This window comes from Streptomyces sp. NPDC086787 (assembly GCF_044745865.1).
GTDB lineage: Bacteria > Actinomycetota > Actinomycetes > Streptomycetales > Streptomycetaceae > Streptomyces.
This window is the reverse complement of record NZ_JBIVBC010000003.1, coordinates 491,361-516,877: the sequence shown is the minus strand read 5'-3', so window position 1 is coordinate 516,877 and position 25,517 is coordinate 491,361. Positions and strand designations below refer to the sequence as shown.

The window sequence follows — 25,517 nt, the reverse complement described above, 5'->3', positions numbered from 1 at the left end:
TACGCGAAAGGGGCCGGTGCTCGAAAGCACCGGCCCCTTTCTGGCGTCGCCTCGCGGCTTACGCCTCCTTGCTCAGGTTCGGCCCACCGCCGGCGGCCTGCTCGATCGGCGGGACGTCGGGCAGAGCGGACTTCTCCTCACCCCGGAAGGTGAAGGTCTTGGTGTCGCCCTCGCCCTCGGTGTCCACGACCACGATGTGGCCGGGGCGCAGCTCGCCGAAGAGGATCTTCTCCGAGAGGGTGTCCTCGATCTCGCGCTGGATGGTGCGGCGCAGCGGCCGGGCACCCAGCACGGGGTCGTAGCCCTTCTTGGACAGCAGCTCCTTGGCGGTCTGGGAGAGCTCGATGCCCATGTCCCGGTCCTTGAGGCGCTCGTCCACCTTGCCGATCATCAGGTCGACGATCCGCAGGATGTCCTCCTGCGTGAGCTGCGGGAAGACCACCACGTCATCGACGCGGTTGAGGAACTCGGGACGGAAGTGCTGCTTCAGCTCGTCCGAGACCTTGTTCTTCATGCGCTCGTAATTGGTCTTCGAGTCGCCCGAGGCCGCGAAGCCCAGGTTGAAGCCCTTGGAGATGTCCCGGGTGCCGAGGTTGGTCGTCATGATGATGACCGTGTTCTTGAAGTCCACGACCCGGCCCTGGGAGTCGGTCAGACGACCGTCCTCCAGGATCTGGAGCAGCGAGTTGAAGATGTCCGGGTGGGCCTTCTCGACCTCGTCGAAGAGAACGACGGAGAACGGCTTGCGGCGGACCTTCTCGGTCAGCTGGCCGCCCTCTTCGTAGCCCACGTATCCGGGCGGGGAACCGAAGAGCCGGGAGACCGTGTGCTTCTCGCTGAACTCCGACATGTCGAGGGAGATCAGCGCGTCCTCGTCACCGAAGAGGAATTCGGCGAGCGCCTTGGACAGCTCGGTCTTACCGACACCGGACGGGCCGGCGAAGATGAACGAGCCACCCGGACGCTTCGGGTCCTTCAGACCGGCGCGGGTACGGCGGATCGCCTTCGACAGCGCCTTGACGGCGTCGATCTGGCCGATGACCCGCTTGTGCAGCTCCTCCTCCATGCGGAGCAGGCGGCTGGACTCCTCCTCGGTCAGCTTGAAGACCGGGATGCCGGTGGCGGTGGCGAGGACCTCGGCGATCAGCTCGCCGTCGACCTCGGCGACGACGTCCATGTCGCCGGCCTTCCACTCCTTCTCCCGCTTGGCCTTGGCGGCGAGGAGCTGCTTCTCCTTGTCGCGCAGGGAGGCGGCCTTCTCGAAGTCCTGCGAGTCGATCGCGGACTCCTTGTCCCGGCGGACACCGGCGATCTTCTCGTCGAACTCACGAAGGTCCGGCGGAGCGGTCATCCGGCGGATGCGCATCCGGGATCCGGCCTCGTCGATCAGGTCGATCGCCTTGTCCGGCAGGAAGCGGTCCGAGATGTAGCGGTCGGCCAGGGTGGCCGCCTGGACCAGGGCCTCGTCCGTGATGGAGACGCGGTGGTGCGCCTCGTACCGGTCGCGCAGGCCCTTGAGGATCTCGATCGTGTGCGGCAGGGACGGCTCGGCGACCTGGATGGGCTGGAAACGGCGCTCCAGGGCCGCGTCCTTCTCCAGGTGCTTGCGGTACTCGTCCAGCGTGGTGGCACCGATGGTCTGGAGCTCACCGCGGGCCAGCATCGGCTTGAGGATGGAGGCCGCGTCGATGGCGCCCTCGGCGGCACCCGCACCGACCAGCGTGTGCAGCTCGTCGATGAACAGGATGATGTCGCCGCGGGTGCGGATCTCCTTGAGCACCTTCTTCAGGCGCTCCTCGAAGTCACCGCGGTAGCGGGAGCCGGCGACCAGGGCACCGAGGTCCAGGGTGTAGAGGTGCTTGTCCTTGAGGGTCTCGGGCACCTCGCCCTTGACGATGGCCTGGGCGAGGCCCTCGACGACGGCGGTCTTGCCGACGCCGGGCTCACCGATCAGCACCGGGTTGTTCTTGGTGCGGCGGGACAGCACCTGCATGACCCGCTCGATCTCCTTCTCGCGCCCGATGACCGGGTCGAGCTTGGACTCGCGGGCGGCCTGGGTGAGGTTCCGGCCGAACTGGTCGAGGACCAGGGACGTCGAGGGCGTGCCCTCGGCGGGACCGCCGGCGGTGGCGGTCTCCTTGCCCTGGTAACCGGAGAGCAGCTGGATGACCTGCTGCCGCACCCGGTTGAGGTCTGCGCCCAGCTTGACCAGGACCTGGGCGGCGACGCCCTCGCCCTCGCGGATCAGGCCGAGCAGGATGTGCTCCGTGCCGATGTAGTTGTGGCCCAGCTGAAGGGCCTCGCGGAGCGACAGCTCCAGGACCTTCTTGGCACGGGGAGTGAAGGGGATGTGGCCGGACGGGGCCTGCTGGCCCTGACCGATGATCTCCTCCACCTGCTGGCGGACCGCCTCAAGCGAAATGCCGAGGCTCTCCAGGGCCTTAGCGGCGACACCTTCACCCTCGTGGATGAGACCCAGGAGGATGTGCTCGGTGCCGATGTAGTTGTGGTTGAGCATCCGGGCTTCTTCCTGAGCCAGGACGACAACCCGCCGCGCGCGGTCGGTGAACCTCTCGAACATCGTTAATCGCTCCTCAGAGCGGTCAGGCAATGAGGGGACGCTCCCCTCGCTGTCCTTCCGCAGCTTAGTCCCGCAAGCGGGGACCGCTCATTCCAACTGCCGACACCGTCCGGATCACCTCCGTTGGCGTGGGAACCAGTCACGGTTCCTGACCCTGAACGCCGACACCTGCTCCAACCCGATGGTGCGAGACGATGTTCCCGCAGGCCAGGCAGTTACCCCACTCGCCAGTACGCCGATGGCGAACGTGCGGCGGCCTTTCCTGCGTGTCGCCCCCTCCCACTAGGGATGTCTTACCCGTCCTGACTGACACTCCATGCCGAGAGCACCGGTTCCCTCCGCTACGGGCGAACAACCTTGCGTCTCCCCGGACGCCCGCGCGCGCCCATTTCGGGCACGCTGCGCATTCAGCCGAACACCCAGCGTAACGTGTGTGTTCCTTCAGCGGTTGGACTTGTCATGGTTGGCACGGTGCCCATGGATTCCACGATCCCCCTCCCCCGCCGACGGCTCCACCCGAGCGCCGCGACCCGGCGCTGGTACGAGAACGAACTGGGGTGGCCGACAGTGCCCGGGGACCCGGTCCGGCTTGTCACGGGCCTCGCCTTCGACGTGCTGGACGTGCCGGCCGAGGCGGGCGCCGCGGCGCTCAGACATCTGGGGCCGGGTTCTCCGGTGGCCCTCCAGCGCGACCGGATGCGGTTTCTGGTGGCCGCGGGCAGCGCCGAGGAACTGTCGGGGCTGCTGGACTGGCTGGAGTGGGGCGCGCTCGCCCCGGACCTGATCGCGCTCGGCACGGGCGGGCACATGGAGGCTCCGCCGCCTCCCGGGCGGAACGCGCTGGGGGCCGCCGTGTGGCTGCGGCCCCCCGAGCCGGGGCGCGGGACCGTGGCACCGCTGCCGGCTCTTTCGGCTGTGGGGGGCGTGGGGGGCGCCCCCGATCTCGTACGACTCGTGGACACGGTGGCGACCCGCTGCCACCGGATCCGGCTGCGGCGCGGAGGCGCCGGGCCGCCGGTCGGTCAGCCGTTCGCCTTCTCGTAGGCCTCGCGGATGGACGCGGGAACACGGCCACGGTCGTTGACCTCGTAACCGTTCTCCTTCGCCCAGGCGCGGATCTGCGCGGTGTCCTGGCTGCCCCCGGCGGCGACGCGGGTCTTGCCACGTCCGCCCGCGGCACGGCCACCGGTGCGACGGCCGCCCTTGAGGTAGGGGTCGAGAAGACCACGGAGCTTGTCCGCGTTGGCGGTCGTGAGGTCGATCTCGTAGGTCTTGCCGTCCAGCGCGAACGTGACGGTCTCGTCCGCCTCGCCGCCGTCGAGGTCATCGACAAGAAGGACCTGAACCTTCTGTGCCACCGGATTTCCTTTCATCGATAACAACAAGGGCCGGGGCCTGCGGCGTACGCCGTTTCGCCGCCCTCTCATATATGCAGTACTGCAGTACGTCGGAAAGCAAACCGCTTTTGCGGGAAAAACACAAACCCCCCGGAGAGACTCAGGGGTCATCCCTACCCGGAAACATGCGCGTTTCGGACATAGGGAACCTGGGCATGACTCGCACCGTCGGAATAGCCGGACCAAGCCGGGCGATCACAGATGCAGAAGCATCCGGCTGTTGCCCAAGGTGTTCGGTTTCACTCGTTCGAGACCGAGGAACTCCGCGACGCCCTCGTCATAGGAACGCAAGAGCTCCGCGTAGACATCGGTGTCGACGGGCGTCTCGCCGATCTCCACGAAGCCGTGCTTCCCGAAGAAGTCGACTTCGAAGGTCAGGCAGAAAACTCGTCGAACACCGAGCCAGCGCGCGGTGTGCAGCAACTTCTCCAGCAACTGGTGGCCGACACCGGCACCCTTCAGACCGGGCTTGACCGCGAGAGTGCGGACTTCCGCAAGGTCTTCCCACATCACGTGCAGGGCGCCGCAGCCGACCACCTCACCGTTGTCGTCCCGTTCCGCCACCCAGAACTCCTGGATGTCCTCGTAAAGAGTCACCGTCGCTTTGTCGAGCAGGATGCGGGCGCGGACGTTGGCGTCGAGGAGGCCGCGCACCGCGGGCACATCGCTGGTGCGGGCCCGTCGGACGGTGATGGCTTTTGCGGTCACTTCGGGGCGCTCTGCAGACATGAGCGGACGCTATCGCCCGTCGGCGTCCCGCGCGGGGCCGGGGTTCTCGGCTCCGGTATCGGTATCGGCCGAGGTATCCGGGGTTTCCGGGCCCTGGACGATGCGTACGGCGTCCCGCAGGGCCTGGCGCTGTTCGTCGCTCATCATCCCGAAGAAGGCGACGAGCGCGGCGGCCGGGTTGTCGCTCTGCGACCAGGCTTCGTTCATCAGTGCGGCGGCATACGCGGCCCGCGTGGAGACGGCCTCATACCGATAGGCCCGGCCTTCTGCCTCGCGGCGCACCCAGCCCTTCTGATGAAGATTGTCCAGGACGGTCATCACCGTGGTGTAGGCGATGGACCGTTCCTGCTGAAGGTCTTCGAGGACTTCTCGAACGGTCACCGGGCGGTTCCACTTCCACACCCGCGTCATGACCGCGTCTTCGAGTTCTCCCAGTGGGCGAGGCACAACTCAGCACCATAGTGGGAGAGCACGGAAATAGCCTGCCGGACGTGCACTTTTCACGCCCAAAGCGCCAAAAGGAACAAAGGGGGCGCGTTCCGGATGGGCCCGGGTCCGTCAGGCGTCGCCGGCGGCGGGCGTCTTCCCGAGGACCTCCGCGCGCGCGGCGACCGCGTCGGCGGCGGCGTCCTCCCTGGCCTTGGCGGCCCCGCTCTGGGTCTTCACGATCACCCGGACCACCCCGACGAAGAAGGCGGCCATCACGATGGGGGGCACAAGCGCGGAGACGTAGTCCATGCGACCAGGGTAGCCACCGCCGCCCGCCCGTCCGGGACGGGGCACGGTTCAGCCCGCCGCCAGCCGCTGCTGCGGCGGGCCGGAGGGCGGCGACGTCGGCTTGCGGCGGGGGAAGACCTCACCCGGAGTGGGGATGGGACGGGACGGCTTCTCGGGTTCCGGCCCGGGGTGGGGGCGCTCGGTGGGGCGCTCCGCGGGCTTCTTGGGCGATTCCCCCTCCTGGCCCCCGGCCGCACCGCCGGGCAGCGCCGTCAGCCTGGGGGCGTACAGGGGTGCGCGGCAGGCGGGCACGGCCGGCCCCCCGGACACCGCCGCTCGCGCACTCCGCACGCCGCCGGCCAGGGCCCGGCAGCGCTCCAGCAGGCTCGCGGCGGCGGGGTTCCCGCGCAGCGCCCCGAGCGCCGCGAGGTCGGCCGCCACGGGCTGGTAACCGGCGCCCAGCGCCTCGCGCAGCAGTGTGAGGTACCCGGCGACGGTTCCGGGCAGCGCGGCGCGGTACCGGGCGAGGTCGGTCACCAGGAAGGCGCGCAGCCGGGCGCCCTCGCGGACCGCCTCGTCGAGCGAATCGGCGAGGCGAAGGCAGTCCTGGACGTCCTCGGCCGAGGCGGGGCCGGGATGGAGGGCGAGGGCGAGAGCGCGGCGGAGCACTCGCAGCTCCGTCGCGCCGAACGCCATGCCGCCGCGGGATCCGTAGGGCGTGGGCATGCACCGAAGATACGCGCTAATCAGACAAACCCGACATAACAGACGACTTAACGGGTGGGTGTGGCGCGAGATCCACTCGCCTGGACGCCGTGTCCCACGTTCCGCCGGTGGGACGCGCTCACATCCGCGACACGTTCCGCTCGTACACCAGTCGCAGTCCGATCAGCGTCAGCCACGGCTCGTGCTCGTCGATGACGGACGACTCCCCGAGGACCGTCGGCGCCAGCCCGCCGGTCGCGATCACGGTCACGTCGTCCGGATCGTCGGCCAGCTCGCGCGCCATCCGGCCCACCACCCCGTCGACCTGGCCGGCGAACCCGTACACGATGCCCGACTGCATGGCCTCGACCGTGGTCTTGCCGATCACGTTCCGGGGCCGGGCCAGCTCGATCTTCCGCAGCTGCGCGGCCCTGACGCCCAGCGCCTCCACCGAGATCTCGATGCCAGGGGCGATGACCCCGCCGACGTACTCCCCGCGCGCGGAGATCGCGTCGAAGGTGGTCGCGGTGCCGAGGTCCACGACGATCGCCGGACCGCCGTACAGCTCGACGGCCGCCACCGCGTTGACGATGCGGTCGGCGCCGACCTCCTTGGGGTTGTCGAACTGGATCGGCACACCCGTCTTCACGCCGGGCTCCACCAGCACCGCGGGCACGTCGCCGTAGTACCGCCGGGTCACCTCGCGCAGCTCGTGCAGCACGGACGGCACGGTCGCGGCGATCGCGATGCCGTCGATGCCGTCCCCGAGCTCGTCACCGAGCAGCGGGTGCATGCCCATCAGGCCCTGGAGCAGCACCGCCATCTCGTCCGCCGTGCGGCGCGGGTCCGTGGAGACGCGCCAGTGCTCGACGATGTCCGCGCCGTCGAACAGGCCCAGGACGGTGTGCGTGTTGCCGACGTCGATCGTGAGCAGCATGGCCGTTACTCCGACTCGCGCAGGTCCAGGCCGATGTCCAGGATCGGCGAGGAGTGGGTCAGGGCGCCGACGGCCAGGAAGTCCACGCCGGTGGCCGCGTACGTCCCGGCGTTCTCCAGAGTCAGGCGGCCGGAGGCCTCCAACAGCGCCCGGCCGTCGACGATGCCCACGGCCTCCTCGCACTCCATGGGCGTGAAGTTGTCGAGCAGGATCAGGTCGGCGCCCGCGTCCACGACCTCGCGCAGCTGGTGCAGGGTGTCGACCTCGACCTCGATCGGCACCTCCGGGAAGGCCGCCCGTACGGCCTCGAAGGCCTGCGCGACACCGCCCGCGGCGACGACGTGGTTGTCCTTCACCAGGGCCGCGTCGGAGAGCGACATACGGTGGTTGACGCCGCCGCCGCAGCGCACCGCGAACTTCTCCAGCGAGCGCAGACCGGGCGTCGTCTTGCGGGTGTCGCGGACCCGGGTCTTGGAGCCCTCCAGCGCGTCCGCCCACGCGCGGGTGGCCGTCGCGATGCCCGACATGCGGCACAGCAGGTTGAGCGCGCTGCGCTCCGCGGTCAGCAGGTCTCGCGCGCGGGTGGCGACCGTGAGGAGCTTCTGTCCCGCCTCCACCCGGTCGCCGTCCTCCACGTGCCGCTCGACCTCGAACTCGTCGGTGCAGACCACCGAGAGCACGGCCTCGGCGACCCGCAGACCGGCCACCACGCCCGCCTCGCGGGCGGTGAAGTCGCCGGTGGCCACCGCGTCCTCGGGGATGGTAGAGACGGTCGTCACGTCGACGCCGCCCGCCAGGTCCTCCTGGATGGCGACGTTCGCGATGTCCTCGACCTCCACGGGGTCGAGTCCGGCGTCGGCCAGCAGCCCGGCGAGCGCGGGGTCGAGCCCGCACTCGAGGTACACGTCTGCTTCGGCGCCTCCCTCCCCGCAGGCGCAGCCGTCGCCGCAGCCGCCGTTCGAGGCGAGAGGGAGGTCGTCGGTGCCGTCGGTGCTCACTTCTGTCACTGCTCCTGGGGACGGTGCTGTCGGGTCGGGGGGAAGTCTGCGGTGTCGGTGGTGCGCAGGGCCAGCGACCGGTCCGGATTCAGCCGTACGACGATGTGGCGGCGCCATGCGGCGTCGTCACGGCCGGACCGGTCCTCGCGCCAGTGGCAGCCTCGGGTCTCCTCGCGCAGCAGGGCCGCGGCGATCAGGACCCGGGCCACGTACATGAGGTTGGTGGCCTCCCAGGTGTCGACTCCCGGCTCGGCGGTCTTGCCGTTCTCGTCGAGGGCGTCACGGGCCTCGGCGTGCAGCTGCTGGAGCTGGTCGGCGGCCCTGGTCAGGGAGGCGTCGGAGCGGAGCACACCCGCGCCGTCGGTCATGATCCGCTGGATGGCGAACCGGGCCTCGGGGGCCAGCAGCGGGTGGGCGGGCGTCTCCGGCTGCCCGACCGGTTCGGGCACGCGCGCGTGCAGCCCGTCCCCGGCGTGGCGCGCCGCGATGTCGGCGGCGATCCGCTCGGCGTAGACGAGCCCTTCGAGGAGGGAGTTGGAGGCGAGCCGGTTCGCGCCGTGCACGCCGGTGCAGGCCACCTCGCCGCACGCGTACAGTCCCGGGACCGTGGTGCGGCCGCGGGCGTCGGTGCGCACGCCGCCGGACGCGTAGTGGGCGGCCGGGGCGATCGGGATGGGCTCGGTGACCGGGTCGATGCCGTGGGCGCGGCAGGCGGCCAGGATGGTCGGGAAGCGGTGCTCCCACATGTCGGCGCCGAAGTGCCGGGCGTCGAGGAACATGTGCTCGGCGTCCTGCTCCTGCATGCGCCGCATGATGGCCTTGGCGACGATGTCCCGGGGCGCCAGCTCGGCCAGCTCGTGCTGACCGGCCATGAAGCGCACGCCGTCGCCGTCGACCAGGTGGGCGCCCTCGCCGCGCACCGCCTCGGAGACCAGCGGCTGCTGCCCCTCCGCGTCGGCGCCGAGGAACAGCACGGTGGGGTGGAACTGCACGAACTCCAGGTCGGAGACCTCCGCGCCGGCACGCAGCGCGAGCGCCACGCCGTCGCCGGTGGACACGGACGGGTTGGTGGTCGCGGAGAAGACCTGGCCCATGCCGCCGGTCGCGAGGACCACGGCGGGCGCGTGCACGGCGCCGACGCCGTCGTGCTGGCCCTCGCCCATGACGTGCAGGGTGATGCCGGCGGTGCGGCCGTCGGCGTCGGTGAGCAGGTCGAGGACCAGCGCGTTCTCGATCGTGCGCAGCCCGCGCGCGCGGACCGCCTCGACCAGCGCCCGGGAGATCTCCGCGCCGGTGGCGTCGCCTCCGGCGTGCGCGATGCGCCGGCGGTGGTGGCCGCCCTCCCGGGTGAGCTCCAGGCGTCCTTCGGAGGACTCGTCGAAGTGCGCCCCGGTGTCGATGAGTCGGCGCACGGCGTCGGGGCCCTCGGTGACGAGGATCCGTACGGCCTCCTCGTCGCACAGTCCCGCGCCCGCCACCAGGGTGTCGTCCAGGTGCTGTTCGGGGGTGTCGCCGTCGCCGAGGGCCGCGGCGATGCCGCCCTGCGCCCAGCGGGTGGAGCCGTCGTCCAGTCGGGCCTTGGTGACGACGACCGTCCGCAGGCCGGCGGCCTCGCAGCGCAGGGCCGCGGTCAGACCGGCCACTCCGGAGCCGACGACGACCACGTCCGCGGCGATGGACCAGCCGGGGGAGGGTGCGTGCAGTCGTATGCCTGTGCTGGTGCCTGTGCTGGTCACGAGGCGGCTCCGAAGGTCTCGCGGGTTCCGAAAGTGAGGGGCAGGTTGTCGATCAGCCGGGTGCTGCCGACCCGGGCGGCGACGGCGAGGACGGCCTCGCCGGTGAAGTCGTCGTCGATCTCGGTGAAGTCGGACGGGTCGACCAGGGCGAGGTAGTCGAGTGCGAGGGGCGGTTCCAGGCGGGCGGCCTCGTCCAGGACCAGGCGGGCGGCGGCCCGGACGGCCGCGGCGGACCCGGGGGCGGCCTTGGCGACGGCGTGCGCGTCGGCGGCCGCGCGGGACTCCCCTATGGCGCTGAGCGCCTCGGCACGCGCGCGCGTGGAAGGCACCTCACGGGCCCGCGCGCGCAGCGCCTCCTGTGCCGCGTGCCGGTCACGGCCCGCGAACAGTGCCTGGGACAGCGAGAGCGCGGTCTGCCGTTCGCGGGGCGAGAGATAGCGGTTGCGGCTGGACAGGGCCAGGCCGTCCGCCTCGCGCACGGTCGGTACGCCGACGATCTCGACGCCGAAGTTCAGGTCCCGCACCATGCGCCGGATCAGGGCCAGTTGCTGGGCGTCCTTCTGGCCGTAGAGGGCCGCGTCGGGGTGGGTGAGGTGGAGCAGCTTGGCGACCACGGTGAGCATGCCGTCGAAGTGCCCGGGCCGTGAGCCGCCCTCCAGCCGGCGGCCCATGGGGCCGGCGGTGATCCGCACCTCGGGTTCGCCGCCCGGGTACACCTCGTCCACGGACGGGGCGAACACGGCGTCGGCGCCCGACTGTTCGGCGATCTTCAGGTCGGCTTCGAGCGTGCGCGGGTAGCGGTCGAGGTCCTCGCCCGCGCCGAACTGGAGCGGGTTGACGAAGACGGTGACGACGACCTCGCCGTCCGCTCCGGCGAGCTCCCGCGCGGTGCGGATCAGCGTGGCGTGGCCCTCGTGCAGGGCGCCCATGGTCATCACGACGGCGCGGCGGCCTTCGCGTGCGCGCGCGTTCAGCTCGTCGGCGGTGCTCAGCAGGGCGATGGTCATCAGTCGTTCCCCTCGGTGCCGCCCGTGCCGCCGGTGCCGGTGGCTCCGGTGGACGCGTCGGCCAGTACGCCGAGGAGGCTCTCGGCGAGTTCCGGTTTGAGCAGTCCGTGCGCGAGGGCGCGGTCGGCGGTCGTACGGGCCATCGCCAGGTAGCCCGCGACGGTCCCCGGGGAGTGCCTGCGCAGCTCGGCGACGTGCGCGGCGACCGTGCCCGCGTCACCACGTGCGACGGGCCCGGTGAGCGCCGCGTCGCCGGAGCGCAGGGCGTTGTCCAGGGAGGCGCCGAGCAGCGGGCCGAGCATCCGGTCGGGCGCCTCGACACCGGCGGTGCGCAGCAGCTCCATGGACTGGGCCACCAGGGTCACCAGATGGTTGGAGCCGAGGGCGAGTGCCGCGTGGTAGAGCGGGCGCATCTCCTCGGCGATCCACTCGGGCTCGCCGCCCATCTCGATGACCAGCGCCTCGGCGGCCAGTCGCAGCTCGTCGGGGGCGGTGACGCCGAAGGAGCAGCCGGCGAGCCGCTGGACGTCGACCGGGGTGCCGGTGAAGGTCATCGCCGGGTGCAGGGCCAGCGGCAGCGCGCCCGCGCGCAGGGCGGCGTCGAGTACCTTCGCGCCGTACCGGCCGGAGGTGTGCACGAGGAGCTGCCCGGGGCGCACGGCGCCGGTCTCGGCGAGGCCGGTGACCAGGCCGGGCAGGGTGTCGTCGGGAACCGTGAGCAGGACCAGGTCGGCGCTGCGGAGGACCTCGGCGGGCGGCATGAGCGGGACGTCGGGCAGCAGTTGCGCGGCCCGCCGCCGGGAGGCGTCGGAGACCCCGGAGACGGCCACCGGACGGTGCCCGGCGAGTTGCAGGGACGCGGCCAGCACCGGACCCACCCGGCCGGCGCCGACGACGCCGACGGTGAGCCGCGCGGGGCGGTCCCTGGGGACTGGCTGTTGGTCTGTACTCACGCGAGGGTGGCCTTCCGTTCCAGTCCGCTCGGGGTACCGGACGATTTCTCGTCATGTTAACGCTATTCGCCGGAGGGGCGATCGCGCCGTCCACAGGCTGTGGGTTTCCCCACGTCGTCGCGGTACGAAAATCAGGTGTTCGGGGCAGTGGGGCGCGGGATGATCCCGGGCATGAGCGATACGGCGGATCAGAGCGACGAGCAGTCGGCCGAGGAACGGATGCGGGCACGGCGGGCCGCCGCCTTCGCGCGGGCGGACCGGACGCTGGAGCGCCAGGGCCTACGCGGCACGCTCCGCGAGCGGCTCGCGGTGCTGGACGCGGCGGACGAGGTGTACGACCTCGACCAGCAGGCTGACGTCTACGGCAACGGGGTCGTGACGGCCCTGGAGGAGCGGGTCGCCGCGCTCCTCGGCATGGAGGCCGCCGTGTTCTTCCCGACCGGCACGATGGCCCAGCAGGTGGCGCTGCGCTGCTGGGCGGGCCGGACCGGGGACCGCGCGGTCGCCCTGCACCCGCTGGCCCACCCCATGGTCCATGAGCGGGACGCCCTCGACCAGGTCAGCGGTCTGCGCCCGGTCCGGATCGGCGCGGCGCACCGGCTTCCCACTGCCGCCGAGATCCGTGACTTCGAGGAGCCCTTCGGGACGCTGATGCTGGAACTGCCGCTCAGGGAGGCGGGTTTCGTGCTGCCGTCCTGGGAGGAGCTCACCTCGGCCGTCGAGGCGGCTCGGGAGCGGGACGCGGTCGTGCACTTCGACGGGGCGCGCCTGTGGGAGACCACCGTCCACTTCGGCCGCCCCCTGACGGAGATCGCGGGTCTCGCGGACAGCGTCTACGTCTCGTTCTACAAGTCCCTCGAAGGCTTCGGCGGCGCCGTGCTCGCGGGACCGAGGACGCTCACGGAGGAGGCGAGGGCCTGGCAGCACCGGTACGGCGGGAAGCTCTTCCAGCAGTTCCCGACCGTGCTGTCGGCACTCGTGGGGCTGGACCGGGAGCTGCCCCGGCTGCCCGACCACGTGCGCCACGCGCGCGTGGTGGCCGACGCGCTGCGGGACGGGTTCGCCGAAGCCGGGCTGCCGTGGGCCCGGCTGCACCCGGCCGAGCCGCACACCCACCAGTTCCAGGTCTGGCTGCCGTACGACTCCGACGTGCTCACCGAGGCGGCGGTACGGCAGGCCGAGGAAACGGGGACGTACCTCTTCACCGGCTGGTGGAACCGCGGCGGCCCGGATCTGTCCTACACGGAAGTGACCGTGAGCGCGGCGGGACTGGACTGGACGGCGGACGACGTGCGCGCGGCGGTGCGGGAGTTCGCGGCCCGGCTGCCGGGGCGTCAGGAGCCGCACCCGGGAAGGTGATCCGTCCGAATGGCCCACCGCACAGGCGCGGACCCGCGATGACACCTACCGTCGCCAGCGGGGCGACAGCTCTGGCGTCGCAGGCGGAGAGCCGTGAGGAGACCGAACATGACGGAACGCCGGCCAGGGGCTCGCGGTACCGGAAGAGGGCTGAGCCGCACCGCGGGGGCCTGCGCGGTGGCGGTCGGGTTCGCCTTCGCGAGCTGCCCGTCCCCGGCCGCCGCGAGTTCGCATCCCGACCGGCCACGCCTGTGCGCGACGGAGCCCGCTCCCCCGTCCGGCAGTGAACCCACCCCGCCGCCGATCCTTTCGGGCCCCGGCGTATGGAGCTTCGTCTCCGAGCCGGGCCTTCACCCCCAGCGGGTGACGGTGACCGCCGACAGGCCCGGGACAGCTCGCGGCAGGATCTTCGTCGGCCCCTACGCCATCGGCACCTCGGTGTTCGGTCAGACGGGGGCGCTGATGTCCGAGAACTCCGGCGATCCGGTGTGGTTCCGTCCCCTGTCCTCCCCCGACCTCCAGAACACGGACTTCAAGGTCCAGACGTATCGCGATCCCAAAACCGGCAAGGCACAGCCGGTGCTGACCTGGTGGCAGGGCTCCATCGCCATCCCGCCCGCCTATACGAACCTGCCGGGCGGCGCTCCGGAGCCGGGCGGGTGCTACTACATCTACGACGATCACTACCGCCTGCTCAGGACGGTCTTCGCGCATCACGGCTTCTACCCGGACGAGCACGAGTTCCTCCTGACGCGCAGGGGGACCGCGCTCTTCATCGCGACCAAGCCCGTCCCCATGGACCTCACCCGCTACGGGGGTCCCAGGGACGGGGCCATCCTGGACAGCGAGATCCAGGAAGTCGACCTGAAGACCGGAAGACTGGTCTTCTCCTGGGACCTGCTGGATCACCTGGACCCCGCCGAGTCCGAGGTGCCGGCCTCCGACGCGGCGACGTCCGGCGGGGTGTGGGACGCCTACCACCTGAACTCGCTCGACGAGGGACCCGACGGGGAACTGCTGATCTCGCTCCGGAACTTCTGGGCGATCTACGAGATCTCCAGGAAGACCGGGAAGACCCACTGGCAACTGGGCGGCAAGAAGAGCGACTTCACCTTCGGTCCCCGGGCCGACTTCTACTGGCAGCACGACGCGCGGTACGGCCCGGACCACAAGATCAGCATGTTCGACGACGGCTGCTGCGGCCAGTCGGACAGCGCACCGGAACAGGAGTCGCACGGCCTGGTCCTGAACCTGGACTTCACCGACCACCACGCGACCACCGCGCGGACCTACTACCACGAGCCGCCGCTCTTCTCGGCGTCCCAGGGCAACACCCAGGCCCTGAAGAACGGCGACAAGTTCATCGGATGGGGTCAGAACTCGTACTACTCGGAGTACGCCAACGCGGGAAACACACAGGGCAGCGGACTGGAGAACCTGCTCTACGACGCGAGGACACCGGGCTCGAACATCTCGTACCGGGCCTTCCGGAACGAGTGGACCGGCAAGCCCTACTATCCGCCGAGCGCCGCGGCCAGGACGGGCGCCGGAAACACCGTCGTCTACGCCTCCTGGAACGGCTCGACGCAGACCAGGGCGTGGCGGGTGCTCGCGGGACCGAGCCCCAAGTCCCTGTCGGTGGTGGTACGGCACGCCGTGCGGACGGGGTTCGAGACAGCGGTCCCGACGGCCGCGCCGGGACCGTACTTCCAGGTCCAGGCGCTGGACGAGAAGGGCCGCGTCCTCAAGTCCTCGGGCGTCGTGACCGCGTCCCACTGAAGCCCGCGGAGGCCCACGCGGGCGGGCGCCTGGGTCAGCGGCCGCCCGCCCGGACCAGCCCCGTCTCGTACGCCAGGACCACCACCTGGACGCGGTCGCGCAGGCCGAGCTTGGTCAGGATGCGGCCGACGTGGGTCTTCACGGTCGCCTCGGACAGCACCAGCCGGGCCGCGATCTCGCCGTTGGACAGACCCTGGGCGACGAGGATCATGACCTCGCGCTCGCGTTCGGTGAGCCGCTCCAGCTCCTTCTGCCGGGGTTCCCCGCCGGTGGCGGGCAGCATCGGGGCGAAGCGGTCCAGGAGGCGGCGGGTGGTGGACGGGGCGACGACGGCGTCCCCGCTGTGCACCGAGCGGATCGCGGTCAGGAGTTCGCCGGGCGGCACGTCCTTGAGCATGAACCCGGACGCGCCCGCCTTGAGCCCCGAGAACGCGTACTCGTCCAGGTCGAAGGTGGTCAGGATCAGCACCTTCGGAGGGTTGGGCTCGGCGCAGACACGGCGAGTGGTCTCGACCCCGTCCAGCTTCGGCATGCGGACGTCCATCAGCACGACGTCCACGGCGGTGGACCGCAGCACCTGAAGGGCCTCGACCCCGTCACCCGCCTCGGCGACGACCTCCATGTCGGGCTGCGCGTCGAGCACCATCCGGAAACCGGTGCGTAGCAGGACCTGGTCGTCGACGAGCATCACGCGGATCGTCATCGGGGCATCTTCCGTTCCGTCATTGCGACTGCTTGGTGGATCTCGGGGGGCGCGCGGCGTCAGTGCGCCGGTTTGAGCGGCAGCAGGACGCTGATGCGGAAGCCTCCCCCGGGGCGCGGGCCCGCGTCGAGGGTGCCGCCCACCATGCCCACGCGTTCGCGCATGCCGATCAGGCCGTGGCCCTGGCCGTCGGCGCCGCCTTCCTCGTAGAGCTCGTGCGGGGCGCCCTTGCCGTCGTCCTCGACGAGGAGGCCGAGGCCGTCGTCGAAGTAGACGAGGCGGACGCTGGCGCCCGCGTTGGGCCCGCCGTGCTTGCGCGTGTTGGTCAGCGCCTCCTGCACGATGCGGTACGCGGTGAGTTCGAGGCCGCTGGGCAGCGGGCGCGGATTGCCCTCGACCTTGAAGTCGACGGGCAGGCCGGCGCTGCGGCACTGCTCGACCAGGTCGTCGATCTGGTTCACGTCGGGCTGCGGGACGTACTCGCCGACCTCCTGGTGCTCACCGGTGCGCAGCACGCCCAGCAGGCGGCGCATCTCGGCGAGGGCCTGGCGGCCGGTGGAGGAGATCGTCTCCAGGGCCTTCTTCGCCTGGTCGGGGGCCGCGTCGAGGACGTAGGCGGCGCCGTCGGCCTGTACCACCATCACGGACACATTGTGCGCGACCACGTCGTGCAGCTCCCGCGCGATCCGGGCGCGCTCGGCGGCCACCGCGACCTTGGCCTGGGCCTCGCGCTCCTTCTCCAGCCGGGCGGCCCGCTCCTCCAGCTGCGCGAAGTAGGCGCGGCGGGTGCGCATGGAGTCGCCGAGCACCCAGGCGAGGGCGAACGGCACGGTCTGGAACACGACGATCGCCAGCTGCCCGAACATCCCGGCCGCGGGGTCCGGCCAGCGCAGCTGTGCCAGGGCGGCAGCACACAGGCTCACCGTGAGCGCCAGCCGGGAGGCCCAGCGGGCGCCCATCGTGGCGACCGTGTAGGTGATCACCAGCATCGCGAAGTCGGCGACGGTCGTCTCGACGTCCAGGATCAGCTGGGCCAGTCCGGTCGCGAGCGCCAGCAGCAGCATCCGCTCGGGGAAGCGGCGGCGCAGCGCCACGACGACGCACAGGACGGCGGACGCCACCAGCCCCGGGACGACCGGCATGTGCTGCGCGCGCTCCCCGCTGACACTCACCACGCTCACGCCGGAGAGCCCGAAGAGGACGACGGCCCAGAAGGTGTCGACCCATGTCGGGTGCCTGCGGAGGAAGTCATAAAGGCGCTGCACGTAACCCAGCGTAGGGAAGCGGAAAGCGTGCCGGGGTCAACCGGAGGGCCGATCCACGCCCCGGGCGCCTACTCCCCAAGGTGGAGGACCTGATCACCTGTGCGCCTAGTCTGTTCCAGTGACGGAAGACACCACGGGGGACGCCACCGGGGACACCGCGCGGGACGGCCGGCGAGGCTGGCGCGCGGCGGCCGAGACCGCCCTCTACGGTCCCGGCGGCTTCTACCGGCGCCCCGAGGGCCCCGCCGGACACTTCCGCACCTCCGTGCACGCCTCCGCGCTGTACGCCCGCGCCGTCGCCGAGCTGCTGTGCCGGGTGGACGAGGCGCTGGGCCGGCCCGCCACGCTGGACTTCGTGGACATGGGCGCCGGACGGGGCGAGCTGGTGACCGGAGTACTCGCCGCGCTTCCCGCCGAGGTGGCCGCCCGCGCGCGCGGGTACGCCGTCGAGCTGGTCGGCCGCCCCGAGGGGCTCGACGGACGGATCACCTGGCTGAGTGAGCCTCCCGAGGACGTCACCGGGCTGCTCTTCGCCAACGAGTGGCTGGACAACGTGCCCGTGGACGTCGCCGAGGTCGACTCCGCGGGCGTCCCGCGGCTGGTGCTCGTGCGGGACGACGGCACCGAGCGGCTCGGGGCGCCCGTGTCGGGGGCGGCGGCCGAGTGGCTCGGCCGGTGGTGGCCGCTGGCGGCGGAGGCCGAGGAGGCCGAACAGGCGGAGGGGCTGCGCGCGGAGATCGGGCTGCCCCGCGACATCGCGTGGGCGGCGGCGGTCTCGCGCGTCGCGCGGGGGCTCGCGGTGGCCGTGGACTACGCGCACTCCCTTGGCGCGCGCCCGCCGTTCGGGACGCTCACCGGCTTTCGGGAGGGACGGGAGACGGCGCCCGTGCCGGACGGCTCGTGCGACATCACCGCGCACGTCGCACTGGACGCCTGCGCGGCTGCTCCCACGGCGCGCACGCTGCCCCCCGCACGCCTGCTCACCCAACGCGACGCGCTGCACGCCCTGGGCATCACCGCCGTACGCCCCCCGCTCACGCTCGCCACCAGCGACCCGCGGGGCTACCTGCGCGCCCTCGCGGGGGTCGGCGAGGCCGCCGAACTCACCGCACCGGACGGCCTCGGCGGCTTCGGCTGGCTCCTCCAGCCCGTCGGGATCCCGGACGCGCTCGTCCGGTGACGGTCACTTGCCATCACTTGGCATTACTTGGCCTCACTTGTCGATGTCGCCCACCACGAAGAACATCGACCCCAGGATCGCCACCATGTCCGCGATCAGCGTGCCCGGCAGCAGCTCGGTCAGGACCTGGATGTTGTTGTACGACGCCGACCGCAGCTTCAGCCGGTACGGCGTCTTCTCGCCCTTGCTGACCAGGTAGTAGCCGTTGATGCCGAGCGGGTTCTCGGTCCAGGCGTAGGTGTGGCCCTCGGGTGCCTTGAGGACCTTCGGGAGCCGCTGGTTGATCGGTCCCGGGGGCAGCTCGGCGAGCCGGGCCAGGCAGACGTCGGCCAGGTCGAGGGCGTTGTGCGTCTGCTCCAGGAGGCACTCGAAACGGGCCAGGCAGTCGCCCTCGGTACGGGTCACCACCTTGAGGGTGTCCTGGAGTTCCCCGTACGCCAGGTAGGGCTCGTCGCGCCGCAGGTCGAAGTCGACACCCGAGGCACGCGCGATCGGCCCGCTCACGCCGTACGCGTGCACGGCCCTCGGGGTGAGCGCGCCCACGCCCCGGGTGCGTCCGCGGAAGATCTCGTTGCCGAGGACCAGGTCGTCGTAGACGTCCATGCGCGAGCGCACCGCGGCGACGGCCTCGCGCGCGCGGGTGGCCCATCCGGCGGGGATGTCCTCCTTCAGGCCGCCGACGCGGTTGAACATGTAGTGCATGCGCCCGCCGGAGACCTCCTCCATCACGTTCTGGAGGACTTCGCGCTCCCGGAACGCGTAGAACACCGGGGTGATGCCGCCCAGCTCCAGCGGGTAGGACCCGAGGAACATCAGATGGTTCAGCACCCGGTTCAGCTCGGCGAGCAGTGTGCGTGTCCACACCGCGCGCTCGGGCACCTCCATGCCGAGCATCCGCTCCACGGCGAGCACCACGCCCAGCTCGTTGGAGAACGCCGACAGCCAGTCGTGGCGGTTGGCGAGCATGATGATCTGACGGTAGTCGCGGGCCTCGAAAAGCTTCTCCGCGCCGCGGTGCATATAGCCGATCACCGGCTCCGCGTGCACGATGCGCTCGCCGTCCAACACGAGCCGCAGCCGCAGCACGCCGTGCGTGGAGGGGTGCTGCGGGCCGATGTTCAGCACCATGTCGGTGCTCTCGGCGGCGCCGCCGATCCCGACCGTCGTCTCCGTGGTCTCCGTCATGGGAGTCATGGGCACAGTCTCCCCTACGTACGCTGGCCTCATGGAGACGGGGAGCGAACCGGTCTGGACCGGGCTGCCGCCTGGCCTGCTGACCATGAGACGGCTGCTGCTGGTGGTCTGGCTGGGGGCGGCCGCCCTCGCCGTCGGGCTGCCGCTGGGTCTGCTGGCCGGTCCCGCCTGGGCCGCCTTCGCGCTGCTGCCACTGGCGCTGATGGCCTGGGGCTGGGTGCTGCTCGGCCGCAACTGGCGCTCCTGGCGGTACGCCGAGCGCGCCGACGACCTGCTGATCAGCCGCGGGGTGCTGTGGCGCGAGGAGACCGTCGTGCCGTACGGGCGGATGCAGCTCGTGGAGGTCAGATCCGGTCCCGTCGAGCGGCACTTCGGGCTGGCCGGTGTGCAGCTGCACACCGCGGCCGCCGCCACCGACGCGACCATCCCCGGCCTGGACCCGGCCGAGGCGGAGCGGCTGCGCGACCGGCTCACCGAGCTGGGCGAGGCACGGTCGGCGGGGCTGTGACGACGCCGGGCCCCGGCGGGGACGTACCGCGCGGGCCGGCCGCGAACGAGCGGCGGCTGCATCCCGTGACGCCGTTCCGGCGCGCGTGGGCGCCCGTCGCGGTGCTCGCCGGATGGGCGGTGCACGACCCCGACCAGGCGCAGGAGCAGCTGACCCGGCTGACCGGCACCATGCTCCTCGTCGGGCTCGCCGTGCTGGTCCCGGCGGCCTCCCTCTACGGCTTCCTGTCCTGGTGGTTCACGCACTTCTCGGTGACCGACAGCGAGTTGCGCATCCGCACGGGCCTGGTGTTCCGGCGCACCGCGCACATCCGGCTGGAGCGGATCCAGGCCGTCGACGTGACCCGGCCGCTGCTCGCGCGCGTCGCGGGGGTCGCGAAGCTGCGGATAGACGTGGTCGGCGCCGAGAAGAAGGACGAGCTGGCGTTCCTCGGCGAGGACGAGGCCCGCGCGCTGCGCGCCGAACTCCTCGCGCGCGCGGCCGGATTCGCGCCGGAGACGGCCCACGAGGTCGGTGAGGCACCGGCCCGCGAGCTGATGCGGCTGTCCCCGCGCAACCTGGCGATCGCCCTGCTGCTGACCGGCTCCACCTGGGGTTCCCTGGCCGCCGCCCTGGTCGTGCCGCCGGTGCTCTGGCTGGCCACGCACAGCGTGGTGACGGTCCTCGCCACCGGCCTGCCGCTGCTCGGCGCGGCGGGCGCGAGCAGCGTGGGGCGGTTCGTCGCGGAGTACGACTGGACGGTCGGCGAGTCCCCGGACGGACTGCGCATCGACCACGGGCTGCTCGACCGCACGCACGAGACGGTGCCGCCGGGGCGGGTGCAGACCGTGCGGATCGTGGAGCCGCTGCTGTGGCGGCGGCGCGGGTGGGTGCGGGTGGAACTGGAGGTGGCCGGTTCCACCAACTCGCTTCTGATACCGGTCGCCCCGCGCGCGGTGGCCGAGTCGGTGGTGGCCCGGGTGCTGCCCGGGGTGACCGTGCCGCCGTACGCGTCGCTGTCCCGTCCGCCGCGGCGGGCCTGGCGGTGTCTGCCGCTGTGGTGGCGCGGCCGCGGCTTCGCGGTCACCGGCGCCGTCTTCGCCGCCCGGCGTGGCCTGTTGCGCCGTCACCTGGCCCTCGTCCCGCACGCCAAGGTGCAGAGCGTACGGCTCACCCAGGGCCCCTGGGAGCGTCTGTGGCGGCTCGCCGACGTGCACGTGGACACGGGAGCCGGGAAGACCGTGACGGCCCGGCTGAGGGACGCCCGGGAGGCGGCGGAGCTGCTCCGCGACCAGGCCGAACGATCGCGGACGGGCCGCAGGGACGCCCGGCCGGACCGCTGGATGACCTGAGCGTTCCGAGCGTCCCGCGGCACCCGGCTTCCCGGGACACCGCTTCCCGGGACACCGCTTCTCAGGACACCGCGCTGCGCAGGCCCTGCATGTCGATCTGCTCGGTCTCGTCGTGCGCGGTCAGGTCGATGACCTGGCTCACGGGGGGCGACTGCTGCGGTCCGGCGGGCTTGAACGACGCCTCGGTCTCCGCCTTGTGGAGGGCGAGCGCCTCCGGGCCGACCACGTCGGCGAGGTCCTCGTTCTGTACGGCGTCCAGCGCGGTGGACGACTCGTCCTTCTGCATGCCGAAGAAGTCGAACCCGCCCGTGACCAGCGGGCGCGGCATGGACACGGCCGGCAGGACCGCCACCGCGGTCGGCACCGTGAAGTGTCCGCCGGACGGCTGCTCGGGGGCCGCGGTCCGGTCCGGCTCCGCGGTGGTGTCGGCGGCCGCGGGCTCGTGCCCGTCGGCCGCCCCGGGCTGCCCCTGCTCCTCGTCGTCCTCCGTACCGTGCTCCCGACCGGTCTCCCGCTCGGCCTCCGATCGCGGGGCGGGGACGGCGGGCGGCTCACGGTCGTCGTCGAGTCTGGCCAGCGCCGCCTGGGCGCGCAGGAACAGACGGGAGCCGTCGGGTGAGAACACTCCGGGAGCCGTGGGGCGCCCGGGCTTCTCCTCCTCGGCTTCCTCGGCGGCGGCCTCGGGCAGCGGTGCGGGCGGCAGCGCGCGGGACGGCTCCGCCGCCTCTATCTCCAGCAGCCGACGGCCCTCCAGGGCGCTCGCCCGCTCGGTCTCCGCGGTGGCGTAGCGCCGGAGCAGCGCGGCGTGCTCATTGCGCAGCCCGGCCAGCTCGGCCCGCTTCGCGCGCAGCCGCCGGTCCAGTTTGGCGCGCAGTTCGCGCGACTCCTCCAGGTCGGTCTCCAGTTCGGCGACCCGCTCCTCGTGGCGCCACTCGTCGCTCGCCCGCCCACGGGCCAGGTCGGCGACCTGCTTGCCCGCGTGCGCGTCCCAGCGGCGCATGACGGCGGCGCCGACGACCGCGGTCGCCGCGGCGGTCGCGGCGACGACGCGCAGCACACCCGGATCCGTGAACACCCAGGGCCCGAACGCGCAGACGAGAGAGACGCCTGCGATCGCCGAGGGCGGCAACAGCCGGTGCAGTGGAGGGGAATGGCGGTGACGTCCACGTGGCATGGCCAGAAACTTACCGCGCGTAGAGGAATCATGCGGTGCCGCATGCCAAAAACTGGGGGCGCAGGCCGAAAACACACGATGCCGCATTCGGCAAGACGGTTTTCAGCGATCGCTGAGGCGACCGCTCATCCACTGGAGCGTCGCGGGGATCTCGCGCCGCCAGGTGTTGAAGTTGTGACCGCCGCTGTCCAGGATGATCGAGGAGATACGGGTCCGGTTGGTGGCCTTCACCTGGTCGATGAACTTGAGCGTCTCCCGGTAGTTGGTCTCGCCGGCCCGGCTGCTGGTGACGAGCAGCGAAGTGCTCGGCGCGGGCTCGTGCTTGATGAACCACCGCAGGTCGGCGCGGTCGCGCAGCCGCTTGTTGCCGTGGAAGAGATCGCCGGTCGTGGGGTCGATGGGTGCCTTGTAGTACGGCGAGAGGCCGGCGCCCGCCGCGTAGACCTCCGGGTGGTGCATGGCGAGCTTCAGCGCGCAGTAGCCGCCGGTGGAGTCGCCGACGATCCCCCAGCTGCCCGGCTTCTTGCCGACCCGGTAGTGGGCCGTGATGGCGTCGGGCAGGTCCTTCGCGAAGAACGTCTCGGTCTGTGGGCCGTGCGGGATGTCCACGCACTCCGTGTCGCGCGGCGGTGCCACCGTCGGCCGCATCATGACCAGGATCATCGGCTGCGCCTGTCCGTCCTTGGCCAGCTTCTGGGCCGTACGCGGGTAGTGCAGCTTGTTCACCAGGGCCTGCGCGGTGCCGGGGTAGCCGGTGAGGACGACGGCGGCGGGGAAGGTGCGCGTGCGGTACTGCGCCTGGAAGTACTCCGGCGGCAGGTACACGTACGCGGGTGTGGCGATATGTGTCGTACGCCCCTCGATGTCGACCTTCTGGATCTGTCCGACCATCTGCGGCCGCGATCCGGTCACCCCGGGCACCTTCGCCGTGTCCACCAGCCGGAGCGGACCGGCGCCGCCGGACAGCGAGTGGTCGACGACGACGCCCTGTTCCGTCTCCTTGCCGAACAGGTCGGCCCAGCTGGCGTAGAAGCCGAAGGCCTGGTTGACGAAGATGCCGATGCAGGCGAAGAGCGCCAGCTGGGTCGCCAGCAGCACCCCGACGCGCCCGCTGACGGCCCGCCAGTTGCGCCGGGCCAGCCGCGGCCACAGCCACACCGTGCCGACGAACAGCAGCACGGCGAGTACGACCGCCAGCAGCAGCACCTTGTTGCTCGTGAGACCCATGCTCTGTCCTGCCCGCGCTTCCCGCCCGGGCGCACCGGCGCTTTGTTGGCGCGGGCTTGCCCCAGGCTTTTCCTGACCTTTGAACCAGCTTTCCGTCGAGGAGTGAACCTCTCTCCCCTAGACACCGTCCTAGAGGACGCAATGTCGCCTGATGCCCGATCGGCACAGGGTTCACGGTCTCTCGCAGAACTACGGGATGCGATGTCTGTAAGGATAGATGGGGAAATGTCGGACGGGGTTCCGAGCCGATCAAGCACGGCGCGGCGCAAGTTCCACGGTCCTCGTCCCGAGGCCGTCCCTTCGCTCATCGGCAGGGCGTGCGCGCTCGTCGGCGTCCTGGACATCGCGGCGGGTGTGTTCCCGCGCTTCCGGCACAGCCGGATGCACACCCTGGCCGAGGTACTGCCGGGCTCGCTGGGCCCGTTCGCCGCGGCGCTCTCGCTGAGCACCGGCGTGCTGTTGCTGCTGCTCGCCCACGGGCTCAAGCGGCGCAAGCGACGCGCGTGGCGGGCCGCCGTGGCACTGCTGCCGGCGGGCGCGATCGCCCAGTTCGCGTACCGGCACTCGATCGTGGGCGCGCTCATCTCGGTGGCGCTGCTGGTGCCGCTGCTGCGCCACCGCAACGAGTTCGCGGCCCTGCCCGACCCGCGCAGCCGGTGGCGCGCGCTCGCCAACTTCGTCCTCATGGGCGCCGGTTCGGTCTTCCTCGGCCTGGTCATCGTCAGCGCCCACCCGGACCGCACCGTGGGCGACCCGAGCATCGCGGACCGTCTGACGCACGTCCTGTACGGCCTGTTCGGCTTCGAGGGCCCGGTGGACTACCAGGGCAACACCTCCTGGACGGTGGCCTTCTCGCTGGGCGCCCTCGGCTGGATCACCGCGATCACCACCATCTACCTGGCCTTCCGGCCCGAGCACCCGGCCGCGCAGCTGACCGAGAAGGACGAGTCCCAGCTGCGGGAGCTGCTCGCCAAGCACGGCCGCCGCGACTCGCTCGGCCACTTCGCCCTGCGCCGCGACAAGGCGGTCGTGTTCTCGCCCAGCGGCAAGGCGGCGGTGACGTACCGCGTCGTGTCCGGCGTGATGCTCGCCAGCGGCGACCCCATCGGCGACGTCGAGGCCTGGCCGGGCGCCATCGAGCGCTTCATGGACGAGGCCAAGGCACACTCCTGGACGCCCGCCGTCATGGGCTGTTCCGAGACCGGCGGCGAGGTGTGGACCCGGGAGACCGGTCTGGACGCGCTCGAACTCGGCGACGAGGCGGTGGTCGACGTCGCGGATTTCTCGCTCGCCGGACGCGCGATGCGCAACGTGCGCCAGATGGTCAAGCGCATCGAGCGGGCCGGCTACGAAACCCGCGTACGGCGCATCCGTGACCTGGGCGAGGCCGAACTGGACCGCATCCGGCGGGCCGCCGAGGACTGGCGCGGCACCGACACCGAGCGCGGCTTCTCCATGGCCCTCGGCCGGATCGGCGACGCGGCCGACGGTGACTGCCTGGTCGCCACCGCCCACAAGGCCGACGAGGAGCCCGGCCCCTACGGCGATCTGAAGGCGATCCTGCACTTCGTGCCGTGGGGCCCGGACGGCGCGTCCCTGGACCTGATGCGCCGCGACCGCGCGGCCGACCCCGGCATGAACGAGCTGCTGATCGTCGCCGCGCTGCAGGCCGCCCCGAAGTTCGGCGTCACGCGCGTGTCGCTGAACTTCGCGATGTTCCGCTCCGCGCTGGCACGCGGCGAGAAGATCGGCGCCGGACCCGTGCTGCGCGCCTGGCGCGGCCTGCTGGTGTTCCTGTCCCGCTGGTTCCAGATCGAGTCGCTGTACAAGTTCAACGCGAAGTTCCAGCCGCGCTGGGAGCCGCGCTTCGTCGTCTACCGGGCCTCCGGCGACCTGCCCCGCATCGGCTTCGCCGCCATGCAGGCCGAGGGCTTCGTCAGCCTCGCCCTGCCGCTGCCCCGCTTCCTGCGCCGCCGCACACCGGTCGCGCGCCCGTGCGCCCACGGGTCGGCCGAGCGGGACGTCAGGGCGGCATGA

The 25,517-nt window shown here is 71.6% G+C and carries 23 protein-coding genes; 7 read left to right on the top strand and 16 right to left on the bottom strand.

Annotation, left to right across the window (positions count from 1 at the left end; genetic code table 11):
* Positions 1-58 precede the first annotated feature (58 nt).
* Positions 59-2,581, bottom strand: a complete 2,523-nt coding sequence (locus ACIPK3_RS11965; protein WP_402568584.1) for an ATP-dependent Clp protease ATP-binding subunit — start codon at positions 2,579-2,581, stop codon at positions 59-61.
* 477 nt (positions 2,582-3,058) lie between these two features.
* On the opposite strand from ACIPK3_RS11965, the gene ACIPK3_RS11960 reads away from it, so the two are divergent.
* Complete coding sequence (locus tag ACIPK3_RS11960; RefSeq protein ID WP_402568582.1) at positions 3,059-3,625, top strand: SCO3374 family protein; 567 nt, start codon at positions 3,059-3,061, stop codon at positions 3,623-3,625.
* Here the strand turns inward: ACIPK3_RS11960 and ACIPK3_RS11955 are convergent.
* The 10 genes from ACIPK3_RS11955 to ACIPK3_RS11910 form a co-directional block, all read right to left on the bottom strand.
* Positions 3,604-3,939, bottom strand: coding sequence for an Lsr2 family protein (locus ACIPK3_RS11955; protein ID WP_402568580.1), 336 nt, complete (start codon positions 3,937-3,939; stop codon positions 3,604-3,606). The two genes, ACIPK3_RS11960 and ACIPK3_RS11955, sit on opposite strands and share 22 nt — an antisense overlap.
* Before the next feature lie 234 nt (positions 3,940-4,173).
* Complete coding sequence (locus tag ACIPK3_RS11950) at positions 4,174-4,707, bottom strand: amino-acid N-acetyltransferase (RefSeq protein ID WP_402568578.1); 534 nt, start codon at positions 4,705-4,707, stop codon at positions 4,174-4,176.
* 9 nt (positions 4,708-4,716) lie between these two features.
* Complete coding sequence (locus ACIPK3_RS11945; protein WP_402568576.1) at positions 4,717-5,154, bottom strand: BlaI/MecI/CopY family transcriptional regulator; 438 nt, start codon at positions 5,152-5,154, stop codon at positions 4,717-4,719.
* 111 nt (positions 5,155-5,265) lie between these two features.
* Positions 5,266-5,445, bottom strand: a complete 180-nt coding sequence (locus tag ACIPK3_RS11940; protein WP_402568574.1) for a hypothetical protein — start codon at positions 5,443-5,445, stop codon at positions 5,266-5,268.
* 48 nt (positions 5,446-5,493) lie between these two features.
* Positions 5,494-6,120 carry a hypothetical protein gene (locus tag ACIPK3_RS11935; protein WP_402568689.1) on the bottom strand — a complete coding sequence of 209 codons (627 nt, stop codon included), beginning with the start codon at positions 6,118-6,120 and terminating at the stop codon, positions 5,494-5,496.
* Positions 6,121-6,268: 148 nt separating this feature from the next.
* Complete coding sequence (locus ACIPK3_RS11930; protein ID WP_402568572.1) at positions 6,269-7,066, bottom strand: type III pantothenate kinase; 798 nt, start codon at positions 7,064-7,066, stop codon at positions 6,269-6,271.
* Positions 7,067-7,071: 5 nt separating this feature from the next.
* Complete coding sequence (nadC, locus tag ACIPK3_RS11925) at positions 7,072-8,073, bottom strand: carboxylating nicotinate-nucleotide diphosphorylase (protein WP_402568570.1); 1,002 nt, start codon at positions 8,071-8,073, stop codon at positions 7,072-7,074.
* Positions 8,070-9,800 carry an L-aspartate oxidase gene (locus ACIPK3_RS11920; RefSeq protein ID WP_402568569.1) on the bottom strand — a complete coding sequence of 577 codons (1,731 nt, stop codon included), beginning with the start codon at positions 9,798-9,800 and terminating at the stop codon, positions 8,070-8,072. The genes nadC and ACIPK3_RS11920 overlap by 4 nt, the downstream gene beginning before the upstream one ends.
* Positions 9,797-10,807 (bottom strand): pantoate--beta-alanine ligase, encoded by a 1,011-nt coding sequence (gene panC, locus ACIPK3_RS11915; protein WP_402568567.1) that lies wholly within the window; start codon positions 10,805-10,807, stop codon positions 9,797-9,799. The genes ACIPK3_RS11920 and panC overlap by 4 nt, the downstream gene beginning before the upstream one ends.
* Entirely contained in the window at positions 10,807-11,760 is a 954-nt protein-coding gene (locus ACIPK3_RS11910) for a Rossmann-like and DUF2520 domain-containing protein (protein WP_402568565.1), read from the bottom strand. The genes panC and ACIPK3_RS11910 overlap by 1 nt, the downstream gene beginning before the upstream one ends.
* A 171-nt stretch (positions 11,761-11,931) precedes the next feature.
* Between ACIPK3_RS11910 and ACIPK3_RS11905 the strand changes: the two genes are divergently transcribed.
* Both ACIPK3_RS11905 and ACIPK3_RS11900 read left to right on the top strand, forming a co-directional pair.
* Complete coding sequence (locus tag ACIPK3_RS11905) at positions 11,932-13,119, top strand: threonine aldolase family protein (protein ID WP_402568563.1); 1,188 nt, start codon at positions 11,932-11,934, stop codon at positions 13,117-13,119.
* Positions 13,120-13,227: 108 nt separating this feature from the next.
* Positions 13,228-14,898: an arylsulfotransferase family protein gene (locus tag ACIPK3_RS11900; protein WP_402568561.1), complete on the top strand. Its 1,671-nt coding sequence runs from the start codon at positions 13,228-13,230 to the stop codon at positions 14,896-14,898.
* Positions 14,899-14,932: 34 nt separating this feature from the next.
* On the opposite strand, the gene ACIPK3_RS11895 is transcribed toward ACIPK3_RS11900, so the two are convergent.
* Entirely contained in the window at positions 14,933-15,601 is a 669-nt protein-coding gene (locus ACIPK3_RS11895; protein WP_402568559.1) for a response regulator, read from the bottom strand.
* 59 nt (positions 15,602-15,660) lie between these two features.
* Entirely contained in the window at positions 15,661-16,866 is a 1,206-nt protein-coding gene (locus ACIPK3_RS11890) for a sensor histidine kinase (RefSeq protein ID WP_402568557.1), read from the bottom strand.
* A gap of 118 nt (positions 16,867-16,984) precedes the next feature.
* On the opposite strand from ACIPK3_RS11890, the gene ACIPK3_RS11885 reads away from it, so the two are divergent.
* The gene (locus ACIPK3_RS11885; RefSeq protein WP_402568556.1) at positions 16,985-18,046 is read left to right on the top strand and encodes an SAM-dependent methyltransferase; all 1,062 of its coding nucleotides are present in this window, start codon (positions 16,985-16,987) and stop codon (positions 18,044-18,046) included.
* Between the two features lie 33 nt (positions 18,047-18,079).
* On the opposite strand, the gene ACIPK3_RS11880 is transcribed toward ACIPK3_RS11885, so the two are convergent.
* Positions 18,080-19,231 (bottom strand): NADH-quinone oxidoreductase subunit D, encoded by a 1,152-nt coding sequence (locus ACIPK3_RS11880; protein ID WP_402568687.1) that lies wholly within the window; start codon positions 19,229-19,231, stop codon positions 18,080-18,082.
* A 7-nt stretch (positions 19,232-19,238) separates the two neighbouring features.
* Here ACIPK3_RS11880 and ACIPK3_RS11875 point away from each other — a divergent pair, with 7 nt between their 5' ends.
* Positions 19,239-19,748: a PH domain-containing protein gene (locus ACIPK3_RS11875; protein WP_402568554.1), complete on the top strand. Its 510-nt coding sequence runs from the start codon at positions 19,239-19,241 to the stop codon at positions 19,746-19,748.
* A complete protein-coding gene (locus tag ACIPK3_RS11870) occupies positions 19,745-21,079 on the top strand; it encodes a PH domain-containing protein (protein WP_402568553.1) in 1,335 nt (444 codons plus the stop codon). The genes ACIPK3_RS11875 and ACIPK3_RS11870 overlap by 4 nt, the downstream gene beginning before the upstream one ends.
* Positions 21,080-21,140: 61 nt before the next feature.
* On the opposite strand, the gene ACIPK3_RS11865 is transcribed toward ACIPK3_RS11870, so the two are convergent.
* Positions 21,141-22,253 carry a hypothetical protein gene (locus ACIPK3_RS11865; RefSeq protein WP_402568551.1) on the bottom strand — a complete coding sequence of 371 codons (1,113 nt, stop codon included), beginning with the start codon at positions 22,251-22,253 and terminating at the stop codon, positions 21,141-21,143.
* A gap of 102 nt (positions 22,254-22,355) precedes the next feature.
* A complete protein-coding gene (locus ACIPK3_RS11860) occupies positions 22,356-23,480 on the bottom strand; it encodes an alpha/beta hydrolase (RefSeq protein ID WP_402568549.1) in 1,125 nt (374 codons plus the stop codon).
* Positions 23,481-23,705: 225 nt separating this feature from the next.
* Here ACIPK3_RS11860 and ACIPK3_RS11855 point away from each other — a divergent pair, with 225 nt between their 5' ends.
* Positions 23,706-25,517: a phosphatidylglycerol lysyltransferase domain-containing protein gene (locus ACIPK3_RS11855; RefSeq protein WP_402568547.1), complete on the top strand. Its 1,812-nt coding sequence runs from the start codon at positions 23,706-23,708 to the stop codon at positions 25,515-25,517.

Bases quoted from the DNA above. Each gene is read 5' to 3' on its own strand.
- ACIPK3_RS11875 (WP_402568554.1), top strand. From the start codon at position 19,239: ATGGGCACAGTCTCCCCTACGTACGCTGGCCTCATGGAGACGGGGAGC.
- ACIPK3_RS11895 (WP_402568559.1), bottom strand. From the start codon at position 15,601: ATGACGATCCGCGTGATGCTCGTCGACGACCAGGTCCTGCTACGCACC.
- ACIPK3_RS11950 (WP_402568578.1), bottom strand. From the start codon at position 4,707: ATGTCTGCAGAGCGCCCCGAAGTGACCGCAAAAGCCATCACCGTCCGA.
- ACIPK3_RS11855 (WP_402568547.1), top strand. From the start codon at position 23,706: ATGTCGGACGGGGTTCCGAGCCGATCAAGCACGGCGCGGCGCAAGTTC.
- ACIPK3_RS11860 (WP_402568549.1), bottom strand. From the start codon at position 23,480: ATGGGTCTCACGAGCAACAAGGTGCTGCTGCTGGCGGTCGTACTCGCC.
- ACIPK3_RS11930 (WP_402568572.1), bottom strand. From the start codon at position 7,066: ATGCTGCTCACGATCGACGTCGGCAACACGCACACCGTCCTGGGCCTG.
- ACIPK3_RS11900 (WP_402568561.1), top strand. From the start codon at position 13,228: ATGACGGAACGCCGGCCAGGGGCTCGCGGTACCGGAAGAGGGCTGAGC.
- ACIPK3_RS11940 (WP_402568574.1), bottom strand. From the start codon at position 5,445: ATGGACTACGTCTCCGCGCTTGTGCCCCCCATCGTGATGGCCGCCTTC.
- ACIPK3_RS11960 (WP_402568582.1), top strand. From the start codon at position 3,059: ATGGATTCCACGATCCCCCTCCCCCGCCGACGGCTCCACCCGAGCGCC.
- ACIPK3_RS11880 (WP_402568687.1), bottom strand. From the start codon at position 19,231: ATGACGGAGACCACGGAGACGACGGTCGGGATCGGCGGCGCCGCCGAG.
- ACIPK3_RS11935 (WP_402568689.1), bottom strand. From the start codon at position 6,120: ATGGCGTTCGGCGCGACGGAGCTGCGAGTGCTCCGCCGCGCTCTCGCC.
- ACIPK3_RS11865 (WP_402568551.1), bottom strand. From the start codon at position 22,253: ATGCCACGTGGACGTCACCGCCATTCCCCTCCACTGCACCGGCTGTTG.
- ACIPK3_RS11905 (WP_402568563.1), top strand. From the start codon at position 11,932: ATGAGCGATACGGCGGATCAGAGCGACGAGCAGTCGGCCGAGGAACGG.
- panC (WP_402568567.1), bottom strand. From the start codon at position 10,807: ATGACCATCGCCCTGCTGAGCACCGCCGACGAGCTGAACGCGCGCGCA.
- ACIPK3_RS11965 (WP_402568584.1), bottom strand. From the start codon at position 2,581: ATGTTCGAGAGGTTCACCGACCGCGCGCGGCGGGTTGTCGTCCTGGCT.